The sequence below is a fragment of the Methanolinea sp. genome, from assembly GCA_016699325.1.
GTDB lineage: Archaea > Halobacteriota > Methanomicrobia > Methanomicrobiales > Methanospirillaceae > UBA9949.
This window is the reverse complement of record CP064971.1, coordinates 1086095-1100710: the sequence shown is the minus strand read 5'-3', so window position 1 is coordinate 1100710 and position 14616 is coordinate 1086095. Positions and strand designations below refer to the sequence as shown.

The following is a 14616-nucleotide window of genomic DNA, read 5'->3' as shown; positions in this document are numbered from 1 at the left end:
AAGAATGGAAATTAAACTAGGGGTCGTGAGAAACCACAAACGGTTGAACGGCTTCCCGGACACGGAAGGCGGGCACGGGACGAGGGTAGCGCAGGATACCGGAAACTGCCGCGTGATCAACCCGGGCCTTTCCCTAGAACGGCCCGTCCTGCTCGAAGCTCCGTCCGAAGCGGATCGCCAGCCCGGCCTTGAACAGCTCGGCACCCAGGTACGCGGCATGGTCAAGGAGCGAGACGTCCCCGTTCTCCTGGATGGTGTGGAACAGGTCCGCCCACGAAGTGCCCCGGTAAGCCTTCCCGTGTACGACCGCCACGATCTCATTTCCCTCGACCCCGATCCGGAAGTTACCGCAGGGATCATAGCAAATCTCCCGCGGCATGGGCACAACCGGGACGAGGCTCGCGTACTCAACCGGCGGCTCCCTCCGCCGCCGCTTCTCCTTGATTACCAGGAGGTCGATGCCGAGATCTTTCGGGTACGGCCTGCCGAGGGAAAGCACCATCATCTCCGTTGCCCGCCGCATCTCCGCTATCGATCCCCTGGTCTTGTCGCTGTGCTCGCTTGTAAAGATGACCGCGGCGTTCACCTCCATTGCCATGCCGGCCAGCAATGCATTCGCCCCGATGGAATCGGCATCCAGGAGCTCGACCACGTTGCCGGCACCGAAGAAGAGCGGGTATCCTACCGCTGAAAAATTCCCGAGAGCCTCCACCAGTCCCGACCCTGCGGGCGGGAGCAGCGGGTCGGCGATGATGCAGGAGATGCCGGCCTCTTCCGCTGCCCGGATGTTCTCGGCAAGCGATCGCTCTCCAGGGACCACCACGGCACCGGTCCCCTGCTCCGCAAGGAGGCTCCCGATTTCCGGAATGTTCTTCTCCTGCAGGCTCAGCACGAGGTCAGCCCGTCCGAGTGCCGCAGCGATAAGGGCCGGGTCCTGGGTATCCACCGCGAGCGGCCCGGTTACTTCCGAAAGTGTATCAAACACCCGTTCCACATCCGCGGGAACGGCATCGAAACCGAACCCGAGGTCGACGATGTCCGCACCCGCGGAGAAATACTCCTTCACCCGGCCAGCGATATCCGGCTCCCGGTGGGCGTCCATGACCTCGGCAAGGACCTTCATCCGCGAGGTGCCTCCGATCTTCATCCCCCGGATGAGGTAATCGAATTCCGCTCCCGTTTCCCGCTCCATGACCTTCCGCATCGCCTCATCCCGCCGGCGTTCGATGAGCAGCTCGTCGGCCGGCACGGTGCGGGAGAGGGTCACGGTGGAAAGCAGCGGGAGGATGAGTTCCAGGTCGGCGGCGTGGCGTGGCCCGCGGTAGACCGGGACCCCGGTCTCCTTTTCAATGTCGTCAAACGACGCGGTGCTCATACCGGAGACCAGCACCAGGTCGTAGTCCCTCCCCAGGACCAGTTCCCTCAGCTGCTCCGGGACCAGGAACGAGGCGATTTCGCCGGTCACCACCACGTCGGCATCCATCCCTTCGGCCGCTTTTCTCACGATGGAGGCGGTCGCCGTACCGGTGGGGAGGAGGAGGCGCATAATAAAGGAGAGTATTGAAAGCCAGGGAATTTATACCCTCACTCAGGCCACGGGAAGATCTCCTCAAATCCGATGGTAGATATTCCTCCGGTGACCAATTCCGACAACAAGGGTTCGCCTGAGGATAGCAAAGAGGACCGTGTATTTGCCAGCCCGGAGAGACCGGAGCGAAACACCATCCAACGGGAATGCACCAGGACCGTTCCACCAGTGGTAAGCGATTCGGGCGATCGGGTGATCCTCTCCCGGTCCCTGCCGGGTGAGAGCCTCAAGGTCTCGGAGGACTCGTGGCAGTATAGCGGAGGGTATAGGGCATTTATCCTATCCCCGAGCTCCCGCTTCACACCATCGTGCGAATACATCCTGCCTGCCCGGATATCCTCGGGACTTTCCTGAACGGCACGAATTTCATCTGGGGTAAGCGGTCCATTACCGGAGACCATGTCAGGCAGGCGCCCGATTACATCATTGTTAGATTCGGGGGGTGGATTTTCAGGGCATCCTGCCTCCGCCTTCTTTCTTCGCTCACCTGGGGCAGTGCGCGTTATGCACACATGGATCTACACGAGCATTCATGAGAAACTGCCGTTGACAATAAAAAACCGGATTCTCTAATACCCCGGAAGAGAGAATTATATAACCGACCATGCTCGCCTGCGACCTGCACGTCCATACCAGTTTTTCGAAAGACGGCGAGAGCAGCGTGGAGGAGGTCATCCGGCGGGCAGAAGCAGCGGGCCTCGATGCCATCGCCATCACCGACCATGACACCGTCCAGGGCGCCCTGGCCGCACTCCGTGTTCCCACCCCGCTGGTCATCATCCCGGGCATCGAAATCTCCACCCGGCAGGGACACCTGATAGCGCTCGGGATCACCGAGAAGATCCCCCCGGGGATGGACGTGATGGACACCATCGCCCTGGCCCGGCAGAAGGGAGCGCTCCTCATCCTCCCCCACCCCTACCACATCTGGCGGCACGGGGTGGGCAGGAAACTCCGTGCTGCTCTCTTTGCCGTGGACGCCATCGAGGTCTTCAACAGCCGCTACATCGTGGGATCGGCAAACATCAGGGCAGCGAGGATGGCCCGGCGTATCGGCAAGCCCTGCGTCGGGGGGTCCGATGCCCACAATGCCCGCTATATCGGGTTTGGCCGGACCCTGGTGGACGCCGAGCGGACCGTGGAATCGATCCTCCAGGCCATCCGGGAGGGGAAGACCATTCCTGCCGGGAAGATGACCCCCCTGCCGAGCTATACCCGGCAGGCTCTCAGGAACACATGGAAGAAGTTCAAGCGCCGGATGTATCACCGGTAAGGCTCGCCTTCCGGACCGCATACCTCGGCGACCGGTTTGCCGGCTCGCAGCTCCAGGCCGAAGACCGGACGGTCGATGGAGAGGTCATCGCTGCCTGCCGGAGGTCGGAGCTCTTTTCCGATCCCCGGGAAGCACGGTTCCTCGCTGCCGGGAGGACCGACCGCGGGGTGCACGCCCGGTGGCAGGTCTACGCGTTCTCCACCCCTTTCCCGGAGCGGGCAATCGCCGCCCTTCCCTGGCAGCTCCCAAAGGACATCCTGCTCACCGGGTATGCGGTGGTTGATCCCGGTTTCCACCCCAGGTACCGGGCTTTGAGCCGGACCTACCGCTACTACTTCGGGAGGCACGACCTTGACCGGGAAGCGATGGACAACGCCGCATCGCGGTTTGCAGGGAGGCACGACTTCTCCCGGTTCGCCCGGATCGAAGACAAAGACCCGGTGCGGACCGTGCTCTCCTGCCGGGTAACGGAAGACCACGGGCTCCTCTGCTTCGAGGTGACCGCGGAGAGCTTTCTCTGGCACATGGTCCGGTACATGGCCTCCGCCCTGCTCCTCGTTGGAGGAGGGAAGTGGGACGAAGGCACCATCGACAGGCGGTTGCACGGCGAGGAGACCGGCCCGCTCTCCCCCGCCCCTCCGTTCGGGCTCATCCTCTGGGAGGTTGACTGCGGGATCGCCTTCGAGCCCCTCCCGGGGGGAGGCCGGTCCGCGCAGTTCGTGCAGGAACAGGGAGAATACCATGCGGTCATGGCGAGGATCTGCGGGCTGCTTCCCTGATACCCGGCTTCTCCTTTTTTAACGCCAGTTTTGTCTCTACGACATGCATCAGCGTTGACATCATGGATGGAGCAGGTGAAGCGCAGCGGTATTTTCGGACCGCTGCCAGGCTCCCCTTCCTGCACCTTGATTACGGCACCGGCAGAATTCCTGGTACAGGCCATGGCCACCTTCACCTGCACCCGGTGCGGGAAGTGCTGCATCAGCCTCGGGCGGCACATCCGGATCGAGCGGAGCCTCTCTCCGGTGCAGCACTACGTCCGGAACGCGATCTCAGGAGAGATCATGATGGTTACCATCCACCCGGATAAGCGCGCCCTCTTTTCAGAAAAGCCAGGGGAGGGGTGGTGCCCCTTCCTGCGCAGGGACCAGGACGGGCTTTTTTCCTGCACCATCTACGAGAACCGCCCGGCCATCTGCCGGGACTTCCGGTGCCTCACCATGGTCATAACCGGCCCGGACGGAACGGAAGCAGCCCAGGTCGTGGGAAAAGCCACCATCATCACCAGGGATACCGTCCTGGAAGAGCTGTGGAACAGCCTGAAAAAACAGGTGCCGGCGGGCGATCCGGGATGGCTCCTGCACATGCAAAAAGGACTGGTGGCGCAGGGCTATACCCTTGAGCCGCTGACCTGATACGCCGGATAGTACCTTTTTTACCGGTATACAGCCAACCTTTTTCCCGGATTTGCAATGACCGAGATCCCAAAAGAAGAGTATATTCTCCGGTGTACCTCGGCCTGTGCGGGGTGCCCCTCCTCGCTCACGCTGCGGTACGTGCTCAAGGCGGCCGGGCCCGATACCGTTCTCGTGGTCCCTGCCTGCTGCACGAGCATCATCCAGGGGATATACCCGAATACCGCCATGAATGTCCCGGTATACAACGTGGCCTTTGCTGCGGCAGCGGCATGCGCATCCGGGATGAGCGAGGCTTTCCGGAAGGCGGGCAGGAATACCAACGTGATCGTCTATGCAGGTGACGGCGGGACCGTGGACATCGGCATCCAGGCCCTGTCAGGGGCATTCGAACGGGAGACCGATTTCCTGTATATCTGCTACGACAACGAGGCATACGGGAACACCGGCATGCAGCGCTCCGGCTCGACACCGGCCGGTGCCCGCACCACCACCACCCCGGGCGGCAAGGTCCATGCCAAGAAAGACCTTGACAGCATCGTTGCCGCCCACAACCCGCCCTACATGGCGACCGCCTGTGTCGCCTACCCCCAGGATATCTTCAAAAAGGTCCGGAAGGCCCTCTCCATCCGGGGACCGTCGTTCATCCACGTCCTTTCCCCCTGTCCTCCGGGCTGGCGGTTTGCCTCCGACAGGACTATTGAGATGGGAAAACTCGCCGTGAAGTCCGGGATGTGGATCCTCTATGAACGGGAGTACGGGAAGGTCACCATCAACGGGGTCTCGAAAGCGGCACTGAAAAAGCCCATCCCGCTGGAGGAGTACCTGGCTCCCCAGGGGAGGTTCAAGGGGATCAACCGGCAGGCCATCGATTCCCTCATCTCCCAGCGGGACCGTACGGCGCAGCGGCTCCAGAGGGAGGAGGAAGGCATATGCTGACCATCGCCACCGGCAACAAGGCTGTCGCTGCTGCCGTGAAGGAGGTCAGGCCGGCCGTTGTTGCCGCCTACCCCATCACCCCCCAGACCGAGATCGTGGAACAGATCGCCGAGTACGTGACCTCGGGAGAGCTTGACTGCCGCTACATCCCGGTCGAGAGCGAACACTCGGCCATGGCGGCATGCATCGGGGCCAGCGTCACCGGGGCGAGGACGTTTACGGCCACGAGCTCCCACGGGCTGATGTACATGCACGAGATGGTCAACTGGGCGGCCGGGGCCCGCCTTCCCATCGTGATGGCCAACGTCAACCGTGCGCTGGGCCCGGGATGGAACGTCTGGGCGGAGCACACGGACTCGCTCCAGGAGCGGGACACGGGGTGGCTGCAGGTCTATGTCAGCACCGTCCAGGAAGCCTACGATGCAACCATCATGGCTTTCAGGATCGCCGAGCACCATGACGTGCTGCTGCCGGTCATGGTCAACCTCGACGGGTTTGTCCTCTCCCACAGCATGCAGCGCCTCGAGACGCTGCACCCCGGGGATTTCATCCCCCCCATGGAACTCCCCCATGCCATCGATACCGCGCACCCGGCAGGGTACGGGACGCTGACCGGGCCGGATGACTATTTCAGGTTCCGGTGGGATATCGAACGATCCATGCGCCGCTCGGCCGGGATCATTGCCGGGACGGAACAGGAGTTTGCAGACCGGTTCGGACGTTCTTACGGCCCGGTACACGAATACAGGTTCGAGGATGCCGATGTGGTGGTGATTGCCATGGGAACGCTGGCAAAGGAGGCCGAGGTTGCCATCGACAAGCTCCGCGATGAGGGGATACGGGCAGGATCGCTCGGGATCCGGTGGTTCCGGCCGTTCCCGGACCTGGACCTGGGTGGTCGCGACCTGGTGGTCATCGACCGCGACTATTCGTTTGGGTTCGGCGGGATCCTGGCCCAGAGCCTGAAGAGCAAGCACAGGATCGATCCCTACACCGTGATCGCGGGGCTCGGTGGCCAGGAAGTCACCTTTGACGACATCGCTTCATTCGTGCGGGAGCGAAGACCCGGCGAGGAGCACTGGTTCGGGGTGAGTGACGATGTATGAGGTCCGGATCCATTCCCGCGGGGGCCAGGGAGGGGTGACGGCCGCACGGCTGCTGGCGCTGGCCGCGTTCCGTGACGGCAGGTACGCTACCGCCTGCCCGTTCTACGGTGCCGAGCGGCGGGGGGCCCCGGTGGTCTCCTACGTCCGGATCGATGACCACCCGATCAGGGTCTACAGCCAGATCCGGAACCCCGACCTGGTGGTGATACTTGATACGAGCGTCATGGACGTGGTGGACGTCTTCCAGGGCTTAAAGCCGGACGGCAGGGTGGTCATCAACGCGACCGGCACACAAGAGGTTGCCGGCCATGCCACCTACTCGGTTGACCTGACCGGGATCGCCCTCTCCCTGGACCTGGTGGTTGCCGGAAGCCCGATCCTGAACACCCCGGTTCTCGGCGCACTGGCAAAGATGGGGATAGTCTCGATGGACTCGGTAAAAATGGCAATTTCTGAGATGTTTACCGATGTCCGGAACGTCAGGGCGGCCAAAGCCGCCTACCAGGAGCTGGTGCCATGAGCGAGCGCCTGGCCATGAGCAGGCCCAAACAGGGGTCGTCTGGGAAGACCGGGTCCTGGCGGGTATTCCGGCCCGTGGTGGACAGGGAGAAGTGCAATGCCTGCGGCCTGTGTGCCATGTACTGCCCGGATGCGGCCATAAGCGAGGATCTAGAGGTCGACCTCGATTTCTGCAAGGGCTGCGGGATATGCGCCCGCGAGTGCCCCAAGAAAGCGATAACCATGGAGCGGGAAGAAAAATAGGTATTTTTTTTGTATTAAACCTGCATCCTCGGTTTTCATCAGGGGGGGCATCTGGCCCGGCATTTCCATCCTGTCTGCCCGATCAGGAGCGGTCAATGGGGTTTCTAATGAAAATGCCCCCCGCATTTTCATTCCCATGTGACTTTATTCTTCGATCGGGCACTGGCCGATATACTCGAGGTCGAACTTGTAAAAGTGGGTGAAGCCGCAGTTGCGGCACCGGACGGTGAAGTGGTTGCACCCGATGGTCATGTCGTGGGGGCCGGTGACCCGGCAGTGCCGGCAGCCCGCGGTGGTGACCAGCTGCCAGACATCGAAGCACCCAATCGGCGTGTAACTCCCCTCTTTTGCCACATCCTCGATCCGGGGGACAAATATCCGTGTGGCGCCACAGTTCTGGCAGATGACCTGTGCCTGGTAGGGGACTGCCTTTATCACCTGGTCGGCCTCCTTCCCGCAGTTGTAGCACGTGGTCCGGTACCTGGTGAAGATGAACCGGTCCGTCATGTATGATAGTTCGGGGATCGGTCTATAAGAAAGTAGTCCCGGTTCCGGGCGGGGAAAAAAAAGAGTTTGAGGGGACCTTAGAAGTCCATGCCGGGGCCGCCCATGCCGCCCATTCCACCCATGCCACCAGGGCCGCCCGGGGGCATGCCTTCCGGAGCTGCGGTCTTGGATGCGGCGATGACGTCATCGATCCTGAGGATCATGATCGCTGCCTCGGCAGCGCTGGCGATGGCCTGGGTCTTGACCCGGAGCGGCTCGACAACGCCGGCCTTGAGCATGTCCTCGGCCTTGCCTTCGAACACGTTCAGTCCGACAGTCTTCTTGCCCTTCTCGTGGGAGGCCCGGAGCTCGACCAGCATGTCGATCGGGTCAAGCCCTGCGTTCTCCGCAAGCGTCCTCGGGATGATCTCGAGAGCGGTGGCGAAGGCCTCGATGGCCAGCTGGGCTCGGCCGCCCACGCTTGCCGCGTACTCCCTGAGCCGGAGCGAGAGCTCGATCTCGGGCGATCCCCCGCCTGCCACCAGTTTCTTGTCTTCAAAGACCACGCCGACAACCCTGAGTGCATCCTCGACTGCGCGCTCGATCTCGTCGACCACGTGCTCGGTCCCGCCGCGGACGATGATCGAGACCGCTTTCGGGTTCTTGCACTCCACCACGAAGACCATCTCCTCACCGGAGACCTTCTTCTCCTCGACGAGCCCGGCCCACCCGAGCTCGTCGCCGCTGATGGCGTCGATGCTGGAGATGAGGCTTCCGCCGGTTGCCCGGGCAAGCTTCTCCATATCGCTCTTCTTGACCCGCCGGACCGCGAAGATACCGGCCTTGGCGAGGTAGTGCTGGGCGATGTCGTCGATTCCCTTCTGGCAGAAGAGGACGTTTGCACCGGATTCGATGATCTTGTCAACGATGTTCTTGATCATCCGCTCTTCCTCGTCAAGGAAGGCCTGGAGCTGGTCAGGGCTGGTAATGTTGATCTCGGCATCCACCTCGGTCTTCTTGAACTCGACCGCGGCGTTCAGGAGGAGGATCCTGGCATCCTTCACCTTCCTGGGCATGCCGGGGTGGACACGCTCCTTGTCGACCAGGACACCTTCAACGATCTCGGAGTTGTCGATGGACCCGCCGACCTTCTTCTCGACCTTGATATTGTCCTTGTCGACCGTCCCGTCTTCATCGGCCACCATCGTGACCGCCTTGACCACGAGCTCGCACATCTTCTCCTTGTTCGCCTCCGCCCCTTTGCCGGTCATGGCGGTCTCGGCGATCTTCCGGAGCATGGCGCTGTCGGACCCCTTTATGGCGATGGCGATGCTGTTCAGGATCTCATGGGACTTCTCAGCCGCCTGGCGGTACCCCTGGGCGATGACCGTGGGGTGAACGTCCTGCTCGAGCAGGTCCTCGGCCCGCTTCAGGAGCTCGCCGGCAATGACCACTGCCGTGGTGGTGCCGTCTCCGACCTCGTCGTCCTGGGTCTTGGCGATCTCCACCATCATCTTGGCTGCCGGGTGCTCGATGTCCATCTCCTTGAGGATGGTGACGCCATCGTTGGTGATGACGACATCCCCGATGGTGTCGACGAGCATCTTGTCCATGCCCTTCGGCCCGAGCGTGGTCCGTACGGCGCTTGCCACCGCCTTTGCGGCAGTGATGTTCATGCCCTGTGCATCGCGTCCACGGGTGCGTGAACTTCCTTCTTTCAGGATAAGAATTGGTTGTCCTCCAAGCTGCTGTGACATGGTATTCACCACTTTGTAGCGATAAAATTGGTTTGTGGTTCTATATAAAAATTATGAATTATCGATCATCTCGATGAGCTCATCTCCGTCTGCGATCCGATGCAGGCGCTGCTCGCCGATAACCAGCGTGCTCCCGATCTTTTTCTGCTTGTGGTAGTCCGTGATCACGCACATTGCATGGGATCCGGTCACCTGCGAGATGTTCCCGATCAGCGCAGCGCGCCTGACCACCTTGTTCGCCTCGCCGTACCCGGTCAGTATGGTATGGTTGGAAAACTCGATGAGGGCCTGGAACGGAGCCCGCTGCAGGGTATGGAGCTTCATGCCAATCCGTTCCAGGAACCCCATGGGGATATCTTCCTGCTGCGAAGGCTCGTCCGGGAAGTGCGGCTCGTGCTTCATCAGGTCGATGGAACGGACAAGGGCGGTGTCAAAGATCTCCTCGATCCTGATGGCGATGTCGAGCGTTGTTCCCATCCCGCTCTCGTACTTGCTGATGGTGCGCCGGGATACCCCAAGGAGGTTGCCGAGGTCTCCGAGCGAGAGGTTTCGCCGCTCGCGTTCCTCGCGGAGCACTTCGCCGTTGATGTTGACGTAAAGGCCGCCTGGAGAAGCGTAGACCAGTGGAGGTACCTGCTCGACCAGGGCATCGTAGAGGGTCGCGACGCTGACTGCATAGATACCATACCGCACGTAGACCGCGCCGCGTTCAAGCTCGGAATCCCGCGCCCGCTCCCCGATGATAAGGGGCGAGCCCTTCAGGTGTAAAGAGATCTGGTCTAGGTCACGGGCGGTCTCTTCGCTCACGCCGTCTATATGCGAGACGACCTTGATGACGAGGATGGTCTCGGGGTTGCTGGCGATTAGATCGAAACTCCGCGGCCGCATGGAGAAGCGTTCCGAGACGCGGAACCGGGCCATGAGCAGGACAGAGATGACCATCTGGAGGAGGCGATCCTGTGACATTTCTCCTTTGAGAATGGATATAGCGCCCCGCATTATAAATAATAGTGCAGGATGCGGATCGGCATCGACGATACGGACTCCCCGGCCCGGATGTGTACGACCTACCTCGGGGCAGTACTGGCCCGTCAATTGGTGGATGCAGGGATGCGGGTGAAGGGGATCAACCTCGTCCGCCTGAACCCCAACGTCACCCACAAGACCCGTGGGAATGCCGCGGTCTGCATCGAGTGCGAGGGCGATCCCGGTACGGCACTCTCCCATGCCTGCCGCCTGGTCGATGAGCTTGCCGACCTGTCGTGCGAGGAGACCAATCCCGGGGTGGTGGTGGCTGACCGTCCTCTCCCGTCGTGGTTCTACCGCAAGGCCGTGCAGGACTTCTGCGGGATCGATGAGGCGCTCACCCTGATCGAGGAGGGTGGCGCCTTTTATCGCGGATACAGGAACCAGCGCGGCCTGATCGGGGCGGCAGCAGCCGTTGCCTGTGATTTTGACGATTCCACCTGGGAACTCCTCGCTTACCGGCCCCCGGACCGGTGGGGAACCCCGCGACAGGTCGACCGGCAGAGCCTCTTTGTCGCTGACCAGGAGACCCGGCCCCACACCTGGGACTCGGTCGACCGGGAAAACGACCTGGTGGTCTGCGTGCCCCATACCCCTGACCCGGTGCTCTTCGGAATCCGTGGAGCGTCCCCGGACTGGGTTACAAGGGCCAGGGGATACGTCCTGTCCGAGCTGCCTGCCTTCGAGCAGGTCTTTTGCACCAACCAGGGGACCGATGCCCACCTCGTTCCCGGCCGGATCGGGCACCTAAGAGAAGGCCGTTCCTACCTGCTCAGCGGCACGGTTACATCGCCTCCCGTCACCGGGATCGGGGGCCATGTCTCCTTCTTTCTCGGTGACGGCGGAAGATCGGTGCGCTGCATGGCCTACGAGCCCACCAGGGGGTTTCGCGATACCGTCAGGCTCCTTCTTCCTGGCGACAGGGTCACCGTTGCCGGGAGCTACAAGCGGGAAAGTATCAACCTGGAGAAGATCCTCGTCAGCACTGTTGCACAGGTGGTCCGGACCCGGCCGCCACGGTGCGCCACCTGCGGAAAACGGATGACCAGCGCGGGCACCGGGAAAGGATACAAGTGCCGGGAGTGCGGCAGCCGGTCGCGGAAGCCGGAACAGACCGCCATCGAGCGGGGGATCACGTGCGGCTGGTACGAAGTCCCGCCGTCTGCCCGCCGCCACCTCGCCCGGCCGCTGGTGCGGGGGCCCCCGGACTTCCCCTGGCCCGGAGGAACGCAGTTATAACCCCTCAGACATCCTATACTCCTCACATGGAGTGCGGGGACCCGGTCGAGCAGGTCAGGATCCGTCCCGGGATGAGCGTGAACGACCTTGTGATGCAGCTCTCCCGGGCAGGAGCGTACAACGGCGGGGCACTGGCGCGGGCGGCCGATATCTACGAACAAATGCTGCGGGACCCGGGCACCACGAAGTTTTTCGGGCTGGCCGGGGCGATGGTCCCGGCCGGCATGGGGATGATCGTGAGCGACCTGATTGCAGCCGGGCACATCGATATCCTGGTGAGCACGGGCGCAAACCTGACCCATGATATCATCGAGGCCCTGGGGTGCCGGCACTACCACGGTTCGGCAGTATGTTCCGACATCGAGCTCCGGAACGAGGACATCAACCGCATCTACGACGTGTTCCTTCCCAGCGATGCCTTCATCGCCTTCGAGGAGTTCATCCAGGAAAGCCTGGCCCTGTTCGAACCGGGCGTAACCTACCCGATCTGCGAACTCCTGTCCCTGATCGGCCGCCGGCTCGACCGCGGCATCCTGGCCACCGCTGCCCAGAACGGGGTCCCGGTATACTGCCCGGCAGTGGCAGACTCGATGATCGGGCTCCAGTGCTGGCTCTACTCCCAGGCCGGCAGAATCTCGGTCGACGCGTTTCTCGACATGAAGGCGCTGCTCGACACCTGTTTCTCGGCGGAGCGGGCCGGAGCACTGCTGGTGGGCGGCGGTGTGCCGAAGAACTTCATCCTCCAGAGCATGCTGATGACCCCGATCGGTTTTACATATGCCGTCCAGCTGACCGGTGACCGGCCCGACCTCGGGGGGCTCTCCGGCGCGACTCTTGACGAGGCCCGGTCATGGGGCAAGGTTGCCAGGGATGCGGCGGCGGTGACCGTGTACGGCGATGCGACCATCACCCTGCCGGTCCTGGTAGCGGCGGTCCTGGAGCGGATGGCACGATGACCGAGCTGATCCTTGCCCTGGATGTCGGGAGCCGGGGGGAGGCGCTCCGGGTTGCCGGGCTGTGTGCCCCGCATATCGATGCCATCAAGGTCGGCTACCCCCTCATCCTCTCCACCGGCCTCCCGTTTGTCCGGTACCTTGCAACTTTCGGCCTGCCGCTCATCGCCGACTTCAAGGTGGCCGATATTCCCAACACCGCACGCCTTATTGCCCGGCAGGTCTTTGCCCACGGGTTTTCCGCGGTCATCTGCCATGGCTTCACCGGCAGCGATTCGGTCCGGGCCTGTATCGGGGAGGCCCATGCCGCCGGGGGGGAATGCTACGTGGTGGCCGAGATGAGCCATCCCGGGGCAGAAGAGTTCTTCCACGGCGGCACCGCGGAGCGCATCGCCGCGCTTGCCGCCGGTATGGGCGCGGACGGGATAATCGCCCCGGCCACCCGCCCGGACCGGGTCGTGGTGCTCCGGCAGATCGTCGGGAATAAGAAGATCTATGCACCCGGGGTCGGTGCCCAGGGCGGCGATGCCGGCAGACTTGCCGGGCTCGTGGACGGCATTATTGTCGGCAGGCAGATCTACGAGGCCCCTGATCCGGCAGCAGCCGCTGGGCAGTATGCACCCCTCCGCCGATGATGAGAGACCTGGACCTGATCCGGTGACGATCCCTATGAGTCAGCTGAGGCGGAACAGAACCTTTTTTTTTACTTTGACCCATTCCCAAAGTTTAAATCGGAAATGGAACATTTTACTGTATGCAATGGACACAAGACCAGAGGAGCCTTGCACAAAAATATAAGCGCCTCGCCGATATCCCTCCTGAAGAGCGGCGCTACAAGTGCCATACCTGCCACCTCGTTGTCGATACCACCCCCTGCCCCAGCTGCGGCGATGAACACCTGGTGATCATGTGCCCCCTCGACCACTGCCACTGCTCCCACGATATCATCTCCGGGATCGAGTACTGCCCGCTCTGCGGCGAGCCGGTCTGCCCGGAGTGCGGGTGCCATGACGTGGTCCAGATCAGCCGGGTGACCGGGTACCTCCAGGAAGTATCGGGGTGGAATGCCGGGAAACAGCAGGAGCTCAAGGACCGGACACGCTACACCATAGCATGAGGTATTACCTCCGGGACGGGACCCTCATCATCCGGGGACGTTTCAGAGCGGCAAGCACGGGAATCGATGGCGGGATAGGAACGGTCAGCACGCTCCTGAACCATTCCGTCCCTCCCTCCTGGGACCACCGCGACCCGGGCCGCGATCTCATGACGATCATCGCCCGCAATGGTCTCCCGCCGGACTTCTACGGGCTGATGACCGCCGTGGAGATGAAGAACCTCTGTGTCTTCCAGTACGATTTTATCACCGCCTTCATCACCGCCGGGATCAGGAACCACGATGAAGGCGGTCCCGGGACCATCAATATCATCATCACCAGCAGGGAGGGGATGACCGATGCCGCCCTGCTCGGGTCGATCATCACCGCCACTGAGGCCAAGGTCCTCTCGCTCGAACAGAACGGCTACGGCCTGACCGGGACGCCTACCGATGCGGTCATCGTTGCATCGGAAGGCGACCCGGTGCACCAGTACGCCGGACCGGTCACCGCGGTCGGAAGGCGGATACGGGAAACGGTCAGCTTCGGCGTGGCCGCAGCCATGAAACGGCACGAAGGAAAGGTGGTGCGGGATTCCCCCTCCTTCTTCATCTTCTCCAGGTACGGCGGTGAGCACTGGGTGGAGTGGCAGGCGGAGAACTGCCCGTATTACCCCTGTCACTTCGCAGGTCAGCGGTGCGACTTCTGCTACTGCCCCTTCTACCCCTGCGGTGACGAATCGCTCGGGTTGTGGGTTGAGAGCTCGGCCATGAACGGAATGGTCTGGAACTGTGCCTCCTGCACGCTCCTGCACGAACCGGAGATCGCCGATTACCTGCTGCGGAATCCCGAAGCATCGCTCCGGGAACTCAAAGCCCGGAAGAAGCGGATACAGGGACAGGGCCGCTCATCGCCCTGAGGCTGCCAGGGGCCCTGCCGCGTCTTTTCAGTGACGGCAATACTCCGGAAAGGTGG

17 protein-coding genes are annotated in these 14616 nt (G+C 62.3%); 13 read left to right on the top strand and 4 right to left on the bottom strand.

From position 1 onward, the window contains the following. Window positions 1-133: 133 nt before the first annotated feature. On the bottom strand, window positions 134-1546 hold the full coding sequence (locus tag IPI71_05840; GenBank protein ID QQR70221.1) for a dihydropteroate synthase-like protein: 1413 nt from the start codon (window positions 1544-1546) through the stop codon (window positions 134-136). 72 nt (window positions 1547-1618) lie between these two features. On the opposite strand from IPI71_05840, the gene IPI71_05835 reads away from it, so the two are divergent. The 8 genes from IPI71_05835 to IPI71_05800 all read left to right on the top strand — a co-directional run bounded on the left by IPI71_05835 (window position 1619) and on the right by IPI71_05800 (window position 7083). Then, a complete protein-coding gene (locus tag IPI71_05835; GenBank protein QQR70220.1) occupies window positions 1619-1942 on the top strand; it encodes a hypothetical protein in 324 nt (107 codons plus the stop codon). Window positions 1943-2192: 250 nt separating this feature from the next. After that, window positions 2193-2861, top strand: a complete 669-nt coding sequence (locus IPI71_05830; protein ID QQR70219.1) for a PHP domain-containing protein — start codon at window positions 2193-2195, stop codon at window positions 2859-2861. After that, window positions 2825-3640, top strand: coding sequence for a tRNA pseudouridine(38-40) synthase TruA (truA, locus tag IPI71_05825; protein ID QQR70218.1), 816 nt, complete (start codon window positions 2825-2827; stop codon window positions 3638-3640). The genes IPI71_05830 and truA overlap by 37 nt, the downstream gene beginning before the upstream one ends. Window positions 3641-3715: 75 nt before the next feature. Then, window positions 3716-4276, top strand: coding sequence for a YkgJ family cysteine cluster protein (locus IPI71_05820; GenBank protein QQR70217.1), 561 nt, complete (start codon window positions 3716-3718; stop codon window positions 4274-4276). 57 nt (window positions 4277-4333) lie between these two features. Continuing rightward, entirely contained in the window at window positions 4334-5215 is an 882-nt protein-coding gene (locus IPI71_05815) for a pyruvate synthase subunit beta (protein ID QQR70216.1), read from the top strand. After that, window positions 5209-6321, top strand: a complete 1113-nt coding sequence (gene porA / locus IPI71_05810; protein QQR70215.1) for a pyruvate ferredoxin oxidoreductase — start codon at window positions 5209-5211, stop codon at window positions 6319-6321. The genes IPI71_05815 and porA overlap by 7 nt, the downstream gene beginning before the upstream one ends. Then, window positions 6314-6841 (top strand): 2-oxoacid:acceptor oxidoreductase family protein, encoded by a 528-nt coding sequence (locus IPI71_05805; protein ID QQR70214.1) that lies wholly within the window; start codon window positions 6314-6316, stop codon window positions 6839-6841. Before porA ends, IPI71_05805 begins: the two co-directional genes overlap by 8 nt. After that, window positions 6838-7083, top strand: a complete 246-nt coding sequence (locus IPI71_05800) for a 4Fe-4S binding protein (GenBank protein ID QQR70213.1) — start codon at window positions 6838-6840, stop codon at window positions 7081-7083. Before IPI71_05805 ends, IPI71_05800 begins: the two co-directional genes overlap by 4 nt. 144 nt (window positions 7084-7227) lie before the next feature. Here the strand turns inward: IPI71_05800 and IPI71_05795 are convergent, their stop codons facing one another. From IPI71_05795 to IPI71_05785, 3 genes are all read right to left on the bottom strand, one after another. Next, a complete protein-coding gene (locus IPI71_05795) occupies window positions 7228-7590 on the bottom strand; it encodes a hypothetical protein (GenBank protein QQR70212.1) in 363 nt (120 codons plus the stop codon). A gap of 77 nt (window positions 7591-7667) precedes the next feature. Then, window positions 7668-9326: a TCP-1/cpn60 chaperonin family protein gene (locus IPI71_05790; protein ID QQR70211.1), complete on the bottom strand. Its 1659-nt coding sequence runs from the start codon at window positions 9324-9326 to the stop codon at window positions 7668-7670. 51 nt (window positions 9327-9377) lie between these two features. After that, the gene (locus tag IPI71_05785) at window positions 9378-10292 is read right to left on the bottom strand and encodes a transcriptional regulator (protein QQR70210.1); all 915 of its coding nucleotides are present in this window, start codon (window positions 10290-10292) and stop codon (window positions 9378-9380) included. Between the two features lie 51 nt (window positions 10293-10343). Between IPI71_05785 and IPI71_05780 the strand changes: the two genes are divergently transcribed. The 5 genes from IPI71_05780 to IPI71_05760 all read left to right on the top strand — a co-directional run bounded on the left by IPI71_05780 (window position 10344) and on the right by IPI71_05760 (window position 14560). Continuing rightward, window positions 10344-11591 (top strand): DUF1743 domain-containing protein, encoded by a 1248-nt coding sequence (locus IPI71_05780; protein ID QQR70209.1) that lies wholly within the window; start codon window positions 10344-10346, stop codon window positions 11589-11591. Window positions 11592-11617: 26 nt separating this feature from the next. After that, window positions 11618-12547 carry a deoxyhypusine synthase gene (locus IPI71_05775; GenBank protein QQR70208.1) on the top strand — a complete coding sequence of 310 codons (930 nt, stop codon included), beginning with the start codon at window positions 11618-11620 and terminating at the stop codon, window positions 12545-12547. Continuing rightward, the gene (gene pyrF / locus IPI71_05770) at window positions 12544-13179 is read left to right on the top strand and encodes an orotidine-5'-phosphate decarboxylase (protein ID QQR70207.1); all 636 of its coding nucleotides are present in this window, start codon (window positions 12544-12546) and stop codon (window positions 13177-13179) included. Before IPI71_05775 ends, pyrF begins: the two co-directional genes overlap by 4 nt. 119 nt (window positions 13180-13298) lie before the next feature. Next, window positions 13299-13661 (top strand): oxidoreductase, encoded by a 363-nt coding sequence (locus tag IPI71_05765; GenBank protein QQR70206.1) that lies wholly within the window; start codon window positions 13299-13301, stop codon window positions 13659-13661. Next, window positions 13658-14560, top strand: coding sequence for an adenosylcobinamide amidohydrolase (locus IPI71_05760; protein QQR70205.1), 903 nt, complete (start codon window positions 13658-13660; stop codon window positions 14558-14560). Before IPI71_05765 ends, IPI71_05760 begins: the two co-directional genes overlap by 4 nt. Window positions 14561-14616 lie beyond the last annotated feature (56 nt).